This window comes from Streptomyces qaidamensis (genome assembly GCF_001611795.1).
In the GTDB taxonomy this organism is placed as follows: domain Bacteria; phylum Actinomycetota; class Actinomycetes; order Streptomycetales; family Streptomycetaceae; genus Streptomyces; species Streptomyces qaidamensis.
Genome location: NZ_CP015098.1, coordinates 2276523 through 2295028, shown reverse-complemented (window position 1 = coordinate 2295028; position 18506 = coordinate 2276523). Strand labels below are relative to the sequence as shown.

16 protein-coding genes and 1 pseudogene are annotated in these 18506 nt (G+C 69.1%); 8 read left to right on the top strand and 9 right to left on the bottom strand.

Going from position 1 to position 18506, the window contains the following annotated elements; translation table 11 throughout:
- Positions 1-43 precede the first annotated feature (43 nt).
- From A4E84_RS10050 to A4E84_RS10040, 3 genes are all read left to right on the top strand, one after another.
- Positions 44-1045: a TerC family protein gene (locus A4E84_RS10050; protein WP_107308294.1), complete on the top strand. Its 1002-nt coding sequence runs from the start codon at positions 44-46 to the stop codon at positions 1043-1045.
- A 138-nt stretch (positions 1046-1183) separates the two neighbouring features.
- Entirely contained in the window at positions 1184-1486 is a 303-nt protein-coding gene (locus A4E84_RS10045) for a hypothetical protein (protein ID WP_062926219.1), read from the top strand.
- 69 nt (positions 1487-1555) lie between these two features.
- On the top strand, positions 1556-2656 hold the full coding sequence (locus tag A4E84_RS10040) for a calcium:cation antiporter (protein WP_062926218.1): 1101 nt from the start codon (positions 1556-1558) through the stop codon (positions 2654-2656).
- 157 nt (positions 2657-2813) lie between these two features.
- On the opposite strand, the gene A4E84_RS10035 is transcribed toward A4E84_RS10040, so the two are convergent.
- The gene (locus tag A4E84_RS10035; RefSeq protein WP_062926217.1) at positions 2814-4088 is read right to left on the bottom strand and encodes an MFS transporter; all 1275 of its coding nucleotides are present in this window, start codon (positions 4086-4088) and stop codon (positions 2814-2816) included.
- A 93-nt stretch (positions 4089-4181) separates the two neighbouring features.
- Positions 4182-5237, bottom strand: coding sequence for a S66 family peptidase (locus tag A4E84_RS10030; RefSeq protein ID WP_062926216.1), 1056 nt, complete (start codon positions 5235-5237; stop codon positions 4182-4184).
- Positions 5238-5532: 295 nt separating this feature from the next.
- On the opposite strand from A4E84_RS10030, the gene aroQ reads away from it, so the two are divergent.
- A complete protein-coding gene (aroQ, locus tag A4E84_RS10020; RefSeq protein ID WP_062926214.1) occupies positions 5533-6006 on the top strand; it encodes a type II 3-dehydroquinate dehydratase in 474 nt (157 codons plus the stop codon).
- 40 nt (positions 6007-6046) lie between these two features.
- Here the strand turns inward: aroQ and A4E84_RS42125 are convergent, their stop codons facing one another.
- Together A4E84_RS42125 and A4E84_RS10010 are read right to left on the bottom strand one after the other, a co-directional pair.
- Positions 6047-6376: a hypothetical protein gene (locus A4E84_RS42125; RefSeq protein ID WP_062926213.1), complete on the bottom strand. Its 330-nt coding sequence runs from the start codon at positions 6374-6376 to the stop codon at positions 6047-6049.
- A 404-nt stretch (positions 6377-6780) separates the two neighbouring features.
- Positions 6781-6966: pseudogene (locus tag A4E84_RS10010) on the bottom strand (MBL fold metallo-hydrolase); the annotation flags it as partial.
- A 911-nt stretch (positions 6967-7877) separates the two neighbouring features.
- Here A4E84_RS10010 and A4E84_RS45470 point away from each other — a divergent pair.
- Positions 7878-8144 (top strand): carbohydrate-binding protein, encoded by a 267-nt coding sequence (locus A4E84_RS45470; RefSeq protein WP_062926211.1) that lies wholly within the window; start codon positions 7878-7880, stop codon positions 8142-8144.
- 106 nt (positions 8145-8250) lie between these two features.
- Here the strand turns inward: A4E84_RS45470 and A4E84_RS10000 are convergent, their stop codons facing one another.
- On the bottom strand, positions 8251-10368 hold the full coding sequence (locus A4E84_RS10000) for a CHAT domain-containing WD40 repeat protein (RefSeq protein ID WP_062926210.1): 2118 nt from the start codon (positions 10366-10368) through the stop codon (positions 8251-8253).
- Positions 10369-10395: 27 nt separating this feature from the next.
- Positions 10396-11082, bottom strand: coding sequence for a hypothetical protein (locus A4E84_RS09995; protein ID WP_062926209.1), 687 nt, complete (start codon positions 11080-11082; stop codon positions 10396-10398).
- Between the two features lie 141 nt (positions 11083-11223).
- On the opposite strand from A4E84_RS09995, the gene A4E84_RS09990 reads away from it, so the two are divergent.
- Positions 11224-11547: a CU044_2847 family protein gene (locus tag A4E84_RS09990; RefSeq protein WP_063827493.1), complete on the top strand. Its 324-nt coding sequence runs from the start codon at positions 11224-11226 to the stop codon at positions 11545-11547.
- 716 nt (positions 11548-12263) lie between these two features.
- Here A4E84_RS09990 and A4E84_RS09985 read toward each other — a convergent pair.
- Together A4E84_RS09985 and A4E84_RS09980 are read right to left on the bottom strand one after the other, a co-directional pair.
- Entirely contained in the window at positions 12264-12917 is a 654-nt protein-coding gene (locus A4E84_RS09985) for an MBL fold metallo-hydrolase (RefSeq protein WP_062926207.1), read from the bottom strand.
- A 10-nt stretch (positions 12918-12927) separates the two neighbouring features.
- Positions 12928-13620 carry a maleylpyruvate isomerase family mycothiol-dependent enzyme gene (locus tag A4E84_RS09980; RefSeq protein WP_062926206.1) on the bottom strand — a complete coding sequence of 231 codons (693 nt, stop codon included), beginning with the start codon at positions 13618-13620 and terminating at the stop codon, positions 12928-12930.
- Between the two features lie 222 nt (positions 13621-13842).
- Here A4E84_RS09980 and uvrA point away from each other — a divergent pair, with 222 nt between their 5' ends.
- The gene (gene uvrA, locus A4E84_RS09975; RefSeq protein WP_062926205.1) at positions 13843-16899 is read left to right on the top strand and encodes an excinuclease ABC subunit UvrA; all 3057 of its coding nucleotides are present in this window, start codon (positions 13843-13845) and stop codon (positions 16897-16899) included.
- Positions 16900-16967: 68 nt separating this feature from the next.
- On the opposite strand, the gene A4E84_RS09970 is transcribed toward uvrA, so the two are convergent.
- Positions 16968-17519: a YceI family protein gene (locus tag A4E84_RS09970; RefSeq protein ID WP_062926204.1), complete on the bottom strand. Its 552-nt coding sequence runs from the start codon at positions 17517-17519 to the stop codon at positions 16968-16970.
- A 102-nt stretch (positions 17520-17621) separates the two neighbouring features.
- Between A4E84_RS09970 and A4E84_RS09965 the strand changes: the two genes are divergently transcribed.
- Positions 17622-18491: a helix-turn-helix domain-containing protein gene (locus A4E84_RS09965; RefSeq protein WP_062926203.1), complete on the top strand. Its 870-nt coding sequence runs from the start codon at positions 17622-17624 to the stop codon at positions 18489-18491.
- Positions 18492-18506 lie beyond the last annotated feature (15 nt).

Below are 18506 nucleotides of genomic sequence, written 5' to 3'. Positions count from 1 at the left end.
AGCGACGACGCTGACATTTGCCGTTACGACTGCCGGAGGCGCAGTGGATGTTTCCATGACCCTATGGGTCCTGACGATCGTGGGCCTCGCCGCCCTCATCGCGGTCGACTTCTTCATCGGCCGCAAGCCGCACGACGTTTCGATCAAGGAAGCCGGGATCTGGACGATCGTCTGGATCGTCCTGGCCGCGCTCTTCGGCTTCGGCCTGCTCCTGTTCGCCGGTGGCCAGCCCGCCGGTGAGTTCTTCGCCGGCTTCATCACCGAGAAGTCGCTCAGCGTCGACAACCTCTTCGTCTTCGTCCTGATCATGGCGAAGTTCGCGGTGCCGTCGCAGTACCAGCAGCGTGTCCTGCTGATCGGTGTCCTCATCGCCCTGGTCCTGCGAGCGATCTTCATCGCCGCCGGTGCGGCGATCCTCGCCAGCTTCGCGTGGGTGTTCTACATCTTCGGCGCGTTCCTCATCTACACCGCCTGGAAGCTCATCCAGGAGGCCCGGGCGGACGAGGCCGACGAGGACTGGGAAGAGAACAAGCTGCTCAAGGCGGCCGAGCGCCGCTTCGGCGTGGCCGACCGCTACCACGGCACCAAGCTGTGGATCCAGGAGAACGGCAAGCGGGTCATGACCCCGATGCTGGTCGTGATGCTGGCCATCGGCACCACCGATGTGCTCTTCGCCCTCGACTCGATCCCCGCGATCTTCGGCCTGACGCAGGACCCGTACATCGTCTTCACGGCCAACGCGTTCGCCCTGATGGGTCTGCGCCAGCTGTACTTCCTCATCGGCGGCCTGCTCAAGAAGCTGGTCCACCTCAGCTACGGACTGTCGATCATCCTGGGCTTCATCGGCGTGAAGCTGGTGCTGCACGCGCTGCACGAGTCCGGGGTGCACGTCCCCGAGATCAGCATTCCGGTCTCGCTCGGCGTGATCTGCGCCGTCCTGATCGTCACCACGATCACCAGCCTGCGAGCTTCCAAGAAGCAGGCGGCGGCCGAGGCGGCGCAGGAGAAGAGCGACGGCGTCACCAAGGACAGCATCGACGTCTGACCTCGTCCGGTCGCATCGGATCAAGGAGAAGCATGCTCAGGAGCGGTGCTCGGCGAATTGCCGACCACCGCTCCTGGTGCTTGCTTGTTCCTGGGTGCGTTTCCCCCTTCCGGAACGCCGAGGCCGGCTGGAGGCACCATGAAGTTCGTGCAGATCATCGACTTCGAGACCGATCGTCTGGAAGAGATGCAGCAAGTGATCGAGGAGGCCGGGCAGCGCTCCGCCGGCCGGACGGGCGGTCCCACCCACAGCATGCTCCTGAAGGACCGGGACAGGCCCAACCGCTATCTCGCGCTCATCGAGTTCGCATCGTTCGAGGAGGCCATGCGCAACAGCGACGATCCCGGAACCAGCCGGATGGCGGAGCGACTGGACGCCCTCTCCCTCAACGAGCGGGTGTTCACCAACGGCGACCTCGTGGACGCCCGTGACCTCGAGTAGCGCGACACAGGCCCAGGGGCGTCCCGCGGCAGCAGTGCGGTGCCCCTTCACGTCTGCGACGATCACGGCATGAAGGCTCGGCGCAGGCCGCTCACGGCACAGTGGACGACTCTGGTTCCCCTGCTCGCGGCCGTGCTGCTGGTCTTCACCTGGGGACGTGATCTGCCGGCGGGGATCGTCGTGCTGGTGACGCTGGTCCTCGCGGGCGCCGTCCTGGCCGCAGTGCATCACGCCGAAGTGGTGGCCCACCGGGTCGGTGAACCGTTCGGCTCCCTCGTGCTCGCCGTCGCTGTCACGATCATCGAGGTCGCCCTCATCGTGACCCTGATGATCGACGGCGGGGACAAGAGCGCGACACTGGCCCGGGACACGGTCTTCGCAGCCGTGATGATCACATGCAACGGCATCGTCGGCCTGTGTCTGCTGGTCGCCTCGCTGCGGCACGGCACAGCCGTCTTCAACCCCGAAGGCACCGGCGCCGCACTCGCGACCGTCGCGACCCTCGCCACCCTCAGCCTGGTCCTGCCGACCTTCACCACCAGCAAGCCGGGGCCGGAGTTCTCCACCGTCCAGCTGACCTTCGCGGCGCTCTCCTCGCTCATCCTGTACGGCCTGTTCGTCACCACACAGACCCGGCGGCACCGGGACTACTTCCTGCCGATCACCCGGCACGGCGAGGTGATCACCGACGAGGAGCACGCCGAGGCACCGACCGCCCGTACCGCCCTGACCAGTCTGGGACTGCTGTGCCTCGCCCTGGTCGGCGTGGTCGGCCTGGCCAAGGGGGTGTCGCCGACCATCGAGTCCGGGGTGGAGGCAGCCGGGCTGCCCCAGGCCGTGGTCGGCGTGATCATCGCGCTGCTGGTGCTGCTCCCGGAGACCATCGCCGCGTTGCGCTCCGCCCGCCGCGACCGCGTGCAGACCAGTCTCAACCTCGCTCTCGGCTCCGCCATGGCCAGCATCGGCCTGACCATCCCCGCCGTCGCCCTCGCCTCGCTATGGCTCTCCGGCCCCCTGGTCCTCGGCCTGGGCGCCACCCACATGGTGCTGCTCGCCCTGACCGTTGTGGTCGCCTCGCTGACCGTGGTGCCGGGCCGGGCCACACCGCTCCAGGGCGGGGTCCACCTGGTGCTGTTCGCGGCGTACCTGGAGCTGGCGATCAACCCGTAGGCGCGCGCGAATGCTCACACAAGCATTTGCGGCAGCCGACGCGGCACCGGCAGCCTCGGTCGGACGCGGCACCGGCAGCCTCGGCCGGAGGCGATACCGGCACCCCTGGCCGACGTGACACCGGCTCGCCCGGCCGCCACGGCACCGGCAGCGCAGCTCACCCCGCAGGAGCCTCCGCAGCCGCACCCACCCGGACCGGGCGCGTCTCCGGCAGCAACGCGAAGCACCCGAGGCTCAACAGCGCGATCGCCGTCAGATACGCGGCCACGCCCCACGGCACCCGCCCGCCCTGCTCGGCCAGCGCCGTCGCCACGATCGGTGTGAGCGCGCCTCCCACGACCCCGCCGAGGTTGTAGCCGACGGCGGCACCGGTGCAGCGCACCCGCGGCTCGTACAGCTCCGGCAGATACGCGGCGATCACGGCGAACATGGTGATGAAGGCGAGCATCGCCCCCATGAAGCCGAGGAACATCGGCAGCGGTGCCCCCGTGGCGAGCAGCGCGACCATGGGGAACATCCACAGCGCGGCGGCCGCGCACCCGGTGAGACACAGCGGCCGCCGGCCATAGCGGTCCCCGAGCAGCGCCATCAGCGGGGTGAGCGCACCCTTCACGAGCACCGCGCCCATGATGCAGGTCAGCATGACGCTGCGACTCACGCCGAGCTGCTCCGTCCCGTAGGCGAGGGACCAGGTCGTCACGGCGTAGAAGATCGCGTAGCCGATGGCGAGTCCTCCGCCGGTCAGCAGGAGGAGCCGCCAGTGGTCGCGGACGACCTCGGCGAGCGGCACGCGCGCGTGGTCGTCGATCTCGAGGAAGGAGGGACTCTCCGTCAGCGACGACCGCAGCCACAGTCCCACGACGGCCAGCACCCCCGCAGCCCAGAACGGCACCCGCCACCCCCACGCGGCGAACTGCGCCTCGGTCAGCGTCGAGGACAGCCCCAGCACCACCCCGTTGGCGAGCAGGAACCCCAGCGCGGGCCCGACCTGCGGGAAGCTCGACCACAGGGCGCGCCGTTCGGCCGGCGCGTGCTCCACGGCCAGCAGCACCGCCCCGCCCCACTCCCCGCCGAGCCCCAGCCCCTGGAGGAAGCGCAGCACCAGGAGCAGCAGCGGAGCGACCACACCGATCGAGTCGTACGTCGGTACGCAGCCGACCGCGACCGTGGACGCCCCGGTCAGCAGCAGGGAGGCGACGAGGACCGGCCGCCGCCCGCGCCGGTCCCCGATGTGCCCGAACAGCACCGACCCGAGCGGCCGGGCCACGAAGCCCACACCGAAGGTGGCGAAAGCGGCCAGTGTCCCGGCCACCGGAGAGAAGGTCGGGAAGAACAGCGGCCCCAGGATCAGGGCTGCCGCGGTGCCGTAGACGAAGAAGTCGTAGAACTCGATGGCCGTGCCTGCGAGCGAGGCGGCCGCGAGGCGCGGCATAGAGGGTGTTCTCACGGTGCGTACGTCGTGCATGCCGCGTCAACTACCCACCGTGATCGCCGGTTACGGGGGCGCGTGGAGGGCTTGGGGCCCTCAGTACGTGACCGTGATGCGCCGGGCCGGTCCGTCCACGCGCACGGTTCCCCCGTACGGGATCACCAGCTGTGGATCGGTGTGCCCGAAGTCCACGTCGAAGACGATCGTGGTGTCGGGGGCGTACGTCCGCATGGCGCGCAGGACGGCTTCCCGCTGGTCGGCCGCGTAACGAGCGGCCTCCTGCGGGGAGTTGGGCCGCTCGAAGGACCATGTCTTGGGCCGGCCCATGAGCAGGGCCGGGAAGCGCCCCAGCAGCCCGCGTTCGCCCATGTTCCGCAGGGTGGAGAAGACCTCCGTGGCGCTCGGCATGTCCTCGGAGGTCTCCAGGAGCAGCACGCCGCCGTCGTACTCCGACAGATCATGTGCGACCTCCCGGTCGGCCATCAGCAGCCACCCGAGGATCTCCAGGCACCCGCCCCAACTGCGGCCCTCGACCACCCGGTCGGGGTTCACCCAGGTCCAGCCGGACCCGGGACGGGTCACCGGCTCCGCGTCGAACGTCGCCGGGTCCGCCCAGTCCCGGTCGATGTCACGCCACAGCTCGGCGGGCCTCAACTCGTACGGCCCCGAAGTGAACAGGGCCGTCCGCAGGGACTCGGCGGTCTGTGGGTGCATGGCCCCGGGGCGGCCCAGTTCGCACATCACGCTCCCGCCGTGGAAGGCGACGATGCCGCAGGTGCGCAGGAACGCGAGCAGGTTCGTGTTGTCGCTCATCCCGAAGAACGGCTTCGGGTTGGCGCGGATCAACTCCCGGTCGAGGTACGGCAGCACGGTGATCTGATCGTCGCCGCCGATCGACGCGATGACGGCCTTGATCCCCGGGTCGGAGAAGGCGGCGTGGATGTCGTCGGCCCGCTGCTGGGGCGTGGAGCCCATCGTGCGGGTCGCCGGATACTCCACCGGCTCCAGCCCGTACTCCTTGCGCAGCCGCTCCAGGCCCAGCTCGTAGGGGAGCGGGAAGAGCCCCGGCAGACCGGAGGAGGGCGAGATCACGGCGATGCGGTCGCCGGCGGACGGCTTGGGAGGATAGGCCGGGCTGCTAGGGCTCGTCATACGGGGAGGCTACGGTCCGGTGAGCTGCCGGCGCACCGTGATAGACCGGCCCACGGCGCCGGGCGGGGCGGTCTGTACACCGGGGAGGGGTGGTCTCCGCGTAGGGAATGCGCACCGGGACGAGATCGGCGCGCGCACCGAGGCGAGAAGGAACGCGCACCGGGGCGAGATCGGCGCGCGCACCGAGGCGAGAGAGAACGCGCACCGGGACGAGATCGGCGCGCGCACCGTGATAGACCGGCTGTGAGCGGCGGTCCGCCACGGGCCGCGCGACCCTGAACGGACCGGAGGAACTGTGCCCCGCACCCTGGCCCACGCCCCGATCATGATCCTCAACGGGCCCAACCTGAACCTCCTGGGCCAGCGCCAGCCGGAGATCTACGGCTCCGACACCCTCGCCGACGTCGAGGCCCTGTGCGCCAAGGCGGCGGCCGCCCACGGCGGGACCGTCGACTTCCGCCAGTCCAACCACGAGGGCGAGCTGGTCGACTGGATCCACGAGGCGCGGCTGAACCACTGCGGCATCGTGATCAACCCCGGTGCCTACTCGCACACCTCCGTCGCCATCCTGGACGCCCTCAACACCTGCGACGGTCTGCCGGTGCTGGAGGTCCACATTTCCAACATCCACCGGCGTGAGGCGTTCCGGCACCACTCGTACGTCTCGCTGCGTGCCGACGGGGTCATCGCGGGCTGCGGCGTGCAGGGGTACGTGTTCGGTGTGGAGCGCGTCGCGGCGCTGGCGGGGTCGGGCACGGCGGAGGCGTGAGCCGTTGCGGGTAAGGACCGCCGACCAGGGCGGGCGCCCCTTACAGCCCAGCCCGCTTCCTGCAGCCTCCCCGCCTCCCCGCCTCCACGATCCGCCGCAGGAAGCGCCGCGTGCGCTCCTGCCGCGGATCCCCGAAGACCTGCTCGGCGGTGCCGCGCTCCAGCACCACGCCGCCCTCCAGGAAGCACACCTGGTCGGCGATCGTCAGCTTGCCCGAGGTGCGGGTGGCCAACTCGCCCTTCTCGCACGTGCTCCCGGCGGACGGCGACGGCTCACCCGACTCCTCCGGCTGCGGGGCGCAGCTCACGGCGGCGGCGAGGAGGACGACGGCGACGGCAGCGCTGCGCAGGGCGCGCGGGGCAGGATGCATGGCGGGAGATTGGCAGCCGGCGGTCCCGTCTGCCGAGGTCACGACGTCACATGTCCGGATAGTGGGAACGGGTGTTGCAAATTCGTGAACGCGCCCCGGATGCTGCCGTGTTGGCATGTGCCGGGGCCGCCGACCGAGGGCGGGGATCGACAGGCCGGCGGCCCATCCGCCCAGGAGCCGTCATCCTGCGCGGGGCTGCTATCAGTTGACTGCGCAACTAGCTTCGAGGGGAGCGCGCGTGCGACACCGGCGTGTGCGAACGATTCACACGGGGCGCGTGCGCGGCTCACCGCTCACGCGACGGCGCTCACCGCTCACGCGACGGCGCTCACCGCTCACGCGACGGCGCTCGCCGCTCAAGGTGACGGTGCTCGCCGCTCAAGGCGACGGTGCTCAACGCGGCCTCACCACCCGCGCGCGTGCCACTCCGGCAGGTGCGGGCGTTCCGCGCCCAGGCTCGTGTCGTTGCCGTGCCCGGGGTAGACCCAGGTCTCGTCCGGGAGCGCGTCGAAGATCTTGGTCTCGACGTCGTGGAGGAGACTGGCGAACGCCTTCGGGTCATCGTGGGTGTTGCCCACGCCGCCGGGGAAGGGCAACGGCGGCGGCAAGCCCCCAAGGGCAAGGGCTCCGGGCCGAAGCCGACCGGCAAGGGCACCAAGGGCCCCGGCAAGAGCGGCGGCAAGGGCAAGGCCACCAAGGGCGGCTGCACCCCGACCGGCCCGAAGGACAAGGGCAACAAGGGCGGGAAGGCCGGAGGGAAGGGCAAGGGCGCAGGACGGCCCGCCCACGGCACCGCCAGCCGGTACAACACTGGACGCCGCTACAAGCGTTGCGTGGCCTCGTGCGGCCGGGCCCTGGCCCTGAGCGCCGCGAAGGACGCCAGCCGTTCCATCGCCCGGCGCAGTCGCCGTGCGGGACGTCGAGGAGCCCGGCGCCTGCGCCGGTACACCCCGAAGGAGGAGGCCCGGTGCGACGAGCTGGCACTTGCGCCGCCACGGCGGACGTGTCCTGTGCCGTACGGCCCCGCCACCCCCCCCGCTACAGCCGACCCGAGCGCGACGTTCTGGGTCTACTCACCGACCGACCGCGAGGCCACCCTGAGGTCGACACGCTTGGCGGCAGCGGTGCCCAGCTTGCCGCCAACGGCCACGACGTGCTGTGCCTGGCCAAGGACCGGAGCCGTGCGGCGGTCTCCCTCTCCGGCGGCGTCAACAAGGTGACCGTGCCGGTTGCCCGGCCACGACCCTCCTCGACCGCCTCACGGTTACACCGACCGAGGGCACGCTGCCGGCGCTCACCTACGAAGCCGGGGACGCAATGCTCGCCGGTTCGACCACGCTCGCCCCGCTGTCCCTCGCCACCGATGGCACGGCGATCACGGGCATCGGCGGGACCCCGGCAACGGCAACACCGTGACGGCTGAGCGGGCCGGTCTGTAGGCGCTGAGCATCCGCTACTCCAACCCCGAACAGTCCGAGGCCACGCACTACAACCCCGACGCTTGCCCGCCACGCCGACATCAGCGTCAACGGCGGCGCGGCGCGTCGGCTTCCCGCACCGCTTCCACGAGAACAACTTCTGGGAGCTCGCCGTCCCGGTTTGGCTGAAGAAGGGAAGGGACACGATCGGCTTCCGCTCCGAGGAACTGCCGAACTTCGATGGCACCACCTACGCCTCGGACACGTTCCCCGGCGTCCTGCTCCGCTCGCGCTACGCGCCGCTGATCGACCGGATCACCGTCGCACTGTACGCACGCGAGGTCCACTGACCCACGGACGCCCGGCGCCCGGGGCCACCTGGGCGGCCCCGGGCGCCGCGCCGTCGCCACCTGGTCACTACGCGGCCGCGCCTCACCGGCCTCGAGGGACTGACAGTCACCCGGCTCCCTGAGTGGAGATCCGCGTACTCCGCACGTTCTTGTCCTCACCGCCGCTCGCCAGGTGCCGGCCGTCGGGGTAGAACGCCACGACGTTGACCGAGCGTTTGTGCTTGATGTGCAGCACATGCTTGCCTGTGGTCGCGCTCCATACGTGTACCGCGCCGTCCTCGCTGCCCGTGGCGATCAGGGCGCCGTCGGGGCTGAAGGCCACTGCACGCAAACCGCTCCGGTGCTCGACGTGGAAGAGAGGATCCCAGGTCCTGGTGTCCCGTATCTGGGCGGTTCGGTCCTCGCTGCAGGTGGCAATCCGTCGCCCATCGGGAGAGAAGGCGGCGCCGAGGACGTAGCTTTCGTGCGGGATCCGCGCCCGCTGTTCGCCGGTCGCCGTGTCCCAGACGTACGCGTGCCGATCCTCGCTGGCGGTGAGCAGCAATGTCCCGTCCGGGCTGAACCTGACGTCCCTGACTGCCCGACCGTGCCGCAGGGTCAGCATTTTGCTGCCCGTACGGAGATCCCAAAGACAAGCCAAGGAATCGGAGTCGCCTGTGGCCAGACGGCGGGTGCCGGCGTCGAAGTCGACGGCGTTCACGAAATGTCGGTGCGCGAGTTCCAGTGAGACCTGACCGGTCGCGAGGTCCCACACACGTGCCGTGTTGTCGGAACTGCCGACGGCCAAGAGGCCGCCGTCGGGGCTGAAGCAGACGGCATTCGCCATCGTGCTCCAGCCCGGGATCCGGCGCTCCCATTCCGCCTGACCGGTGGTCGCGTCCCACAGGCGCACGAGTCGGCGGGCACCCGTGGCGAGCAGGCGCCCCCGGGGATGCACGGCCATGCTTACGACCCAGTGGTCCGTGTCGATCACCGGCAGGACCGGAATGTCGGTGGCCTTTACCGGGCCGGAGCCGGTCTCGGCCCGACTCCTGTCCGGCTCTGTCTCCGGCCCCGTATCCACGCCGTGCTTTCCGCGCTCCGGCGGAGGCTCGGTCGTCTCGGGCGCCGGGGGAGGCGGGGGTGTTCGCGCAGTGAGGTCGAAGAGCCGGGCGTCGCCGGCGCGCTGGTACAGAACCGGTGTGAAGCACTCCAGGCTGTCGTCCTTGTGGACCCGCAACGCGATACGACCGGTTCGCACCGCCTCGTCGACGGGGCGATTCGCCGCGAGGGCCTGGTAAAACGCGCGCGAGAACAGCACGGCCGCCGTGTCGGTCACGGCGAACTGCATGGCCACCACTGCCGGGACAGCGTGCTCCAGCTGGGCTGCTGTACTGGAGAAGAGGTCCTGAGCGTTGGACGTTCCCGTCTGGCAACTGTTGAGTACGACCAGGCGTGGGCGTGGTTGACCGACGCTGATGAGAGAACCGAGTGCTCCCGCATGCAACGGGTCCTCCCGCCCTCTCTCGTCGACGAAAATAATTGTGCCCTGACGCCGATGCTCATCGAATCTCCCATGACCGATGAAATGCAGAACATGGCATCCGCCGCGCAGTAGAGCGCTGTACAAGTCGCTTTTCGTGTTTCCCGGAACCCATTCGAGCCGCACCATCCTCTCGTCGATTAGTGGCTTCAATGCGGCGTGCAGATTCTCTTTCTCGGTCTCGGTGTCCAGGCTCGACAGAGAACCGGGGAGAGCTATCATTCCGAGCACACGGAGCGGCGGCGACACGCGAAGCGGTGCGACCGGTTTCAGGATGTCGACGTAGCGCACGATGGGGTGATCCAGGCACAGGTAGCCGCCGAGCTTCGAGTCGTGAAGAAGTTCCCACGGGAGGGCGGCAAGTTCTGGCGACCGCACCCGAAGAACGATACGCAGCACGTGGTCCTGCTCTTCCGCTTTCTGCTTGCTGGAGATGTAAAGCCCTTTGATGGAGTCCCGGAAGACTGAATCAAACAAAGCGTTACCGATCTGCAGAACCGGCTCCTCGAGTTCGCTGCCGGCTCCCCGGGAGTGAACGGACGATCCCAGAATCGCGGCCTGCAGATCGGGAATTCTACTCAGCAGATCGTCGGTTCTAAGACTGACGACTTCCCGGTCCTCGCCGGCTGATGAGGACACCTCGATCTCGTACCCGCCGGGTGCCTCGCTCATCTGAACCACGAAGTCGAACTCCTCAGCCATGACAGCCTTCTCTTCCGTGGCACGCGATCACTGCTGTGCTGCGGTTTGGGTGGGTGTCGCGGGTGTGGAGTTTGCGGACCCCACAGGTCGTGTGTCACTCAACCAGTCGTTGAATCCGGAAACATCTTCTCGCTTTGCGTGGTTTGCCTCCACGACGATGTCGAATCGCCGGTCCGTGTAGGTCATCCAAAGACTTTCGTCGGTGCCTACCTGGCACGCCGCGTCGCCCAGCACGGGGTATTCGTCGTTGCCATACGAATACTTGCCGCCCGTTTGAAAATCCTCCATACTGCTGCACTCGGATTCGGTAAGTTCTTCCAAGGTGACGCTCTTCGCGTAAAACGCCTGCATGGAGTTGACGTCCGGGAAAAGCGAGTAATAGACGGTTTGCGCGCCGTCGCTCGACGTGCACTTCGCCTCGACTGCTCCCTCGGGTGCCTCACTGTGCTTCTCGCACGTCATCCAGCTCGTCAACGTACTGGGTATGTGATCTTTGAGGTCCGCATAGGAGGGACCATCCTTCTCGTTAGAGGTCATCAACAGCCATCCTCCGCCGACGATCATCACGACGCCGAGGACGGCTATGACCATACGGGGCCATTTATGCATTCTGGGTATAGTCATCAGGCGCCGGGAGATTCCGCTGCCGATCAGCGCAAGCGTCAGAAGGAGTATGCCGACAATGACGAGTAGGATTTCTATCGCGAGTGGCATGGTTCCGCTCCTCGGGTGACTTACCCCGCCCCGCATGTCACGCTCCCGCCGACCCTGCTCCGACCACATGCCGCAAGGCCGGCAAATGGGAGAACGGTCAACTAAGTGGCTAGCCATGGCAGTTCGTGCTATCACGATTCTATGACCCTTGCAGAGTTCGTGCTACAGGATGGCGGTACGGTGCTGGTCAGAGTTTCTGACCAGCAAGCAGAAAGCCCTGTTGTCACCCGCGGAGCCTCGGCATCCGCCGTGATGGCGCGGGCCGAGGGAACATTCGAGTCGGCGATGGGTGTCATCCGTACGGTGAGCCGAAGCGTGGCCACACAAGTGGAGGAATTCGTGCACAAACCAGATGTGCTCGTGGTGGAGTTCGGCGTCGAGCTGAGCGCCCAGGCGGGTGCGTTCGTCTCAGCGGCCGGCGCGTCCGCCCAGTTGAAGGTGAGCCTCACGTGGAACGCCTCCTGAGCGAGTGCGCCCCGTAGATCCGCTGGCGTGACCCAAGCTGCCCCCACCCTGCCCCTCCCCCAGTCCTCGCCGCCGTGCGACATGGCCAGCAGCCTTGGGGCGGCACCTCCCGCGCGCGCAACCCATCACCACTGCTGACAAGCCCTCGCATCCCAGCGCGTTGGGGCTGCCTGGCGAGGCATGGGGGGCAAGTAGCCCGGGGCAGGTAGCCGGAGCGCACACCCGGCTCCCAGTCGTACGTCGGAGCACCGCGCCGCTCTCGTCTGGTCACCCCCCCCCGTCAACGCGAGGAACTCGCCGCGGGAGCGGTGGTCGGAGCCAGCGCCACCACCCCTTCCTCCGAGCAGGCCCTCGCCGAGGAGAAGCCGTTCGACCTCCTCGACTTCCCCCAGAAGCTCCGGGACGCGCAGCGCCGGGCGGCCGAGCTGTACGCCGAGATCCACGCGGCCCAGGAGCGCCTCCCCTGGTCCCGTGAGCCTTCCGACGGGTGGCCCGAGGTGACCGACCGTGGCCGGACGGCCGCCAAGGCAGGAGGACCTGTACAGGTCAACCCGATGACGATCTATAGCGGTAACCCTGGTCACTGCTTCCGACATCGGTGGGGGAGCTCTGGACACCACCATCCGTGGGGCATGGCGCTCTCCGAGCGCCGAAGGGCCTGCACGCGCGTCTGTCCCCGCTTCGGTTTCGAAACGGGGGGCGGACGTGTCGGACGGTTACCAGCCTCGTGCGCGCCACTCCGCGAGGTGGGGCCGCTCAGTGCCGAGGGTGGTGTCGTTGCCGTGGCCGGGGTAGATCCACGTCTCGTCGGGCAGGACGTCGAAGAGCTTGGTCTCCAGGCCGTCCATCAGGGAGTTGAACTCTTCCGGACGTGTTGTCCGGCCAGGACCCCCCCGGAACAGGCAGTCCCCGGTGAACACATGGGGATGCCCGTGCGGGTCGTCGTAGACGAGGGCGATCGAACCCGGCGTGTGCCCGACCAGGTGGCGCGCGGTGAGTTCCACGTGCCCCACCCGGATGCTGTCGCCGTCGTCGACCGGCACGTCGGTCCGTACGGGGATGCCCTCGACGTCCTCCCGGCCCGCGTAGGTGCGGGCGCCCGTGGCCTCCACCACCTCGGCGAGCGCCTGCCAGTGGTCGCCGTGCCGGTGGGTGGTGACGACGGACGCGATGCCGTCGCCACCGATCATGCCGAGCAGCGTGTCCGCCTCGTTCGCGGCGTCGATCAGCAACTGCTCGTCCGTGGCCCGGCAGCGCAGCAGATAGGCGTTGTTGTTCATCGGACCCACCGCGATCTTGGTGATCATCAGGTCCTTGAGCTCGTGCACATCGGCCGGTCCGCCGACCGTCACCTCTCCGCTGTACGTCATGTCAGCCAGCCTATAGCGGCGGCAGCGCCGGAAGCGGGCCGCCTGCCGAGGTCAGCGCCGATCCGTCGCGGCGGCCCGCGAGCCAGCCCAGCAGGTCGGCCGGGGGACCCGTGACCGTCACCTCGGGCCCCTGCCCGCCGGCCTTCCGTCCGGTGCTCCACGCGCGCGTGCCGTCCGTGACGCGGGTGGCCGGTACGTCGGGGTGTCCGGCGAACCGGTCGGCCAGGAAGTCGATCTCCCGCTCGGTGAACTCCGCCGGCAGGTCCTCCAGCTCGTATCCGATCCCCAGGTCCACGTGGTGCAGCTCCACCTCCACCCACCGCCGGAACGGCACCCGGGAAGCGGAGTCCGTGACCCCGTTGCGCAGCTCCACCGTGCGCGACCAGTCCGCGGGAGCGGCCCCGGCCTCCTCGAAACGGGCCGCACTCTCACGAAGGTCGGCGAGCTGGACGTCGAGGGGGCGGGGGGCGTCCCGCTCGATGTCGGTGTCCCGGGCCTCGCCGGAGACGTACATGGGACGCCCTTCGAGCACGTTCACAAGGGCGTCCGCGTTGCGCGCCAGGTGGGCCAGGACATGGCCACGGCTCCAGCCGGGCAGCCGTGACGGCTGCGTCACAGACGCGTTGTCCAGTTTGCCGACTGCGGTCAGCAGCCGCTCCGTCGCGTCCCGTACAGACGCCAGGTCATGAGCGTGATCAATCATGGTGCTGACCCTAACTCCGCCACTCCTTCGGGTGAAGGTGGTGAAGCAGTGCCGGAAATCGAAAGCACGTGCTATATGGTCGGACGTGGCGTCGGGCATGCTGGAGAGCCGGGGTTTGTTGGCAACCCGTGAATCCGACCGGCGTTGTCAGTGGCTCCCCCTAGTCTGAGAAAGACGGGGGCCCCGCCCCTGTCACTTCTCTCAAGAAAGGTGCGGACCGGCGTGGCCGACCGTCTCATCGTTCGTGGAGCGCGCGAGCACAACCTCAAGAACGTCTCGCTCGACCTCCCGCGCGACTCGCTCATCGTCTTCACGGGCCTGTCGGGGTCGGGCAAGTCCTCGCTGGCCTTCGACACCATCTTCGCGGAGGGGCAGCGGCGCTACGTGGAGTCCCTCTCCTCGTACGCCCGGCAGTTCCTCGGCCAGATGGACAAGCCGGACGTCGACTTCATCGAGGGCCTCTCCCCGGCCGTCTCCATCGACCAGAAGTCGACCTCGCGCAACCCGCGCTCCACGGTCGGCACGATCACCGAGGTCTACGACTACCTGCGTCTGCTCTTCGCGCGCATCGGCAAGCCGCACTGCCCCGAGTGCAGCCGCCCGATCTCGCGCCAGTCGCCGCAGGCCATCGTCGACAGGGTCCTGGAGCTGCCGGAGGGCAGCCGCTTCCAGGTGCTGTCGCCGCTGGTGCGCGAGCGCAAGGGCGAGTTCGTCGATCTCTTCTCCGACCTCCAGACCAAGGGCTACTCCCGCGCGCGCGTCGACGGCGAGACGATCCAGCTGTCGAACCCGCCCACGCTGAAGAAGCAGGAGAAGCACACCATCGAGGTGGTCGTCGACCGCCTCACGGTCAAGGACGGCGCCAAGCGCCGCCTCACCGACTCCGTGGAGACCGCCCTCGGCCTGTCCGGCGGCATGGTCGTGCTCGACTTCGTCGACCTCCCCGAGGACGACCCCGAGCGTGAGCGCATGTACTCGGAGCACCTCTACTGCCCGTACGACGACCTGTCCTTCGAGGAGCTGGAGCCCCGCTCCTTCTCCTTCAACTCGCCCTTCGGCGCCTGCCCGGACTGCACCGGCATCGGCACGCGCATGGAGGTCGACCCGGAGCTGATCGTCCCGGACCCGGACAAGAGCCTCGACGAGGGCGCCATCCACCCCTGGTCGCACGGCCACACCAAGGACTACTTCGGCCGTCTCATCGGCGCCCTCGCCGACGCGCTGGGCTTCCGCACGGACATCCCCTTCGCCGGCCTGCCGCAGCGCGCCAAGAAGGCCCTGCTCCACGGCCACAAGACCCAGGTCGAGGTCCGCTACCGCAACCGCTACGGGCGCGAGCGTCGCTACACCACGGCCTTCGAGGGCGCCGTCCCCTTCGTCAAGCGCCGGCACAGCGAGGCCGAGAGCGACTCCAGCCGCGAGCGCTTCGAGGGCTACATGCGCGAGGTGCCCTGCCCGACCTGTCAGGGCACGCGCCTGAAGCCGGTCGTCCTCGCCGTCACGGTCATGGGCAAGTCCATCGCCGAGGTCTCCGCGATGTCGATCAGCGACTGCGCGGACTTCCTGGGCGAGCTGAAGCTCACCGCCCGCGACAAGAAGATCGCCGAACGGGTACTCAAGGAGGTCAACGAGCGGCTTCGGTTCCTGGTCGACGTCGGCCTGGACTACCTCTCGCTGAACCGCGCGGCCGGCACCCTGTCCGGCGGCGAGGCCCAGCGCATCCGCCTGGCCACCCAGATCGGCTCCGGCCTCGTCGGCGTCCTGTACGTCCTCGACGAGCCGTCCATCGGTCTGCACCAGCGCGACAACCACCGGCTGATCGAGACCCTGGTCCGGCTGCGCGACATGGGCAACACGCTCATCGTCGTCGAGCACGACGAGGACACGATCAAGATGGCCGACTGGATCGTCGACATCGGCCCCGGCGCTGGTGAGCACGGCGGCAAGGTCGTGCACAGCGGCTCCCTGAAGGAGCTGCTCGCCAACGCCGAGTCGCAGACCGGTCAGTACCTGTCCGGCAAGAAGGCCATCCCGCTGCCCGAGATCCGCCGCCCGCTGGACCCTTCCCGGCAGCTCACGGTGCACGGTGCCCGGGAGAACAACCTCCAGGACGTCGACGTCTCGTTCCCCCTGGGCGTGTTCACGGCCGTCACCGGCGTCTCCGGCTCCGGAAAGTCGACGCTGGTCAACGACATCCTGTACACGCACCTGGCCCGCGAGCTGAACGGGGCGCGGAGCGTGCCCGGCCGGCACACGCGCGTGGACGGCGACGACCTCGTCGACAAGGTCGTACACGTGGACCAGTCGCCCATCGGCCGCACCCCGCGCTCCAACCCGGCCACGTACACAGGCGTCTTCGACCACATCCGCAAGCTGTTCGCCGAGACCACCGAGGCGAAGGTCCGCGGCTACATGCCCGGCCGCTTCTCCTTCAACGTCAAGGGCGGCCGCTGCGAGAACTGCGCGGGCGACGGCACCATCAAGATCGAGATGAACTTCCTCCCGGACGTCTACGTCCCGTGCGAGGTCTGCCACGGTGCCCGGTACAACCGGGAGACCCTGGAGGTCCACTACAAGGGCAAGTCCATCGCCGAGGTCCTGAACATGCCGATCGAGGAGGCCACGGCGTTCTTCGAGGCGGTCCCCGCGATCGCCCGGCACCTCAACACGCTGAAGGACGTCGGCCTCGGCTACGTCCGGCTCGGCCAGGCCGCGACCACCCTGTCCGGCGGCGAGGCACAGCGCGTGAAGCTCGCCAGCGAACTGCAGAAGCGCTCCACCGGCCGCACGGTCTACGTCCTGGACGAGCCGACCACCGGTCTGCACTTCGAGGACATCAGCAAGCTGCTGACGGTGCTGTCCGGACTGGTCGACAAGGGCAACACGGTCATCGTCATCGAGCACAACCTCGACGTGATCAAGACCGCCGACTGGATCGTCGACATGGGCCCCGAAGGCGGCGCCGGCGGCGGTCTGGTCGTCGCCGAGGGCACGCCCGAGCAGGTGGCCGGGGTCCCGGCCAGCCACACCGGCAAGTTCCTGCGCGAGATCCTCGGCGCCGACCGCATCAGCGACGCGTCCTCGGTGAAGGCCCCGCGCAAGACGACCACCCGCAGGACGGCGGCGGCCAAGACGGTCGCGGCCAGGACGGCATCGACCCGCACGACCGCCACCAAGACGGTCAACAGCACGGCCGCCAAGAAGACGGCCGCCAAGAAGACCGGGGCCAAGACCACCAAGGCCGCCGCGAAGAAGACGACCCGGACCAGCAAGGGCTGAGGTCTTCCGCTCCACGCGCCGTGCCCCACAGGCAACGTCCTGTGGGGCACGGCGCGTTCGGCGCGCGGTCAGGCGCTCTTCGGCTCCACGAACTGCATGTCGAGCTGGATCTTGACCACTTCGCCGAGCAGGCCGGGGGCGAAGTCCAGCCCGAAGTCGCCTCGCCGGATCTCGCCCGTCGCCTCGAACCCGGCGTGCCGGCTGCCGTCCATGGGCACGTCGACCAACCCGCCGAACTCCACGGCGAGCGACACCGGGCGGGTCACGTCGCCGATGGTCAGCTCGCCCTCCATGGTCCAGTCCTCACCACCACCCGACACTCTCGTCGAGCGGTACGTCATCGTGGGGCGCTCCTCCACGTTCAGCAGGTCGGAGGCTCGCACATGCGCGTCCCGGTCGGCGTTGCCGGTGTTGACCGAAGCCAGGTCGACGGTCGCGGAGACCCGCACGTCCTCGATCCGCTCACCGACGAACAGTTCGGCCTCCAGCCGCTCGAAGCGCCCCCGCACCTTGGCGATGCCCAGATGCCGGATGGTGAAGTTCACGGAGGAGTGGAACGGGTCGAGGGCCCACTGACCGGAGGCCAGCGGCAGGGCGGTGATGGCGGTGTCATTCGTCATGCCCTCCACCCTGAGGGCCGCACGGCCCCGAAGGGAGACCGGCCGGAGCCTGGTAGTGAGGGGGCCACCCTCCGCGCCCCGGGGCGCTGTACGTTCGTTCGGGTGAGCGACAACGAGTTGGGCACGTTCCTGCGCACCTGGCGCGAAGCCGTCACCCCGGCCGAGGCGGGCCTGCCCACAGGCCCCCGGCGCCGTACCCCGGGCCTGCGACGTGCCGAACTGGCCACGCTCGCCGGCGTCAGCGTCGAGTACCTCACCCGGCTGGAACAGGGCCGCGACCGCAATCCGTCCGCCCAGGTGCTCGGTGCCCTGGCCGACGCCCTGAACCTCTCCCTCACCGACCGGATGCTGCTGCGCCGCCTGACCAAGGAGGCGGACGGCGGCGACCCCCTGGTCTGTGCGGCGGCCCCGTCACTCAGCCGCGCGGCGCGCCCCACCGTACGGGCCGTGCTGGACCGCCTGGAGCCGACTCCCGCACTGGTGATCAACTGGATCGGTGACGTCCTCGCCCACACGGCCGGGTACGAACGGCTGGCCCGCCCCCTCGGCATGCTGGACGACGAGCGGCCCAACCTGCTCCGGTACCTGTTCACCGACGAGCGGGCGCGCAGCGCTTACCGCGACTGGGACCGGGTGGCCGACGACCTCGTCGCCCGGCTCCGGCACGGCGTCCCCCTGAGGGACCCGTACCTCGCCGAGCTGGCCGACGAGCTGACCGTGACGGCGGGCGCGGACTTCACCGACCGGTTCGCCGATCTGACCATGGCGCCGCGGCGGACGGGCTCCCAGCACATCGAGCACCCGGAGGCCGGTTCCCTGCGGTTGCTGCAGGAGACGCTCGCGCTCCCCGACGAGGGGCAGCGGCTCGTCATCCACCTGCCCGCGGACGACGCCACGGCCGCCGCCCTGGACCGGCTCAACGGCCGCCGCCCCGGCGCCCTGCGGGCGGTGGCGATGGGGGAGACCGGCTGAAGGCCACCCGCCCCT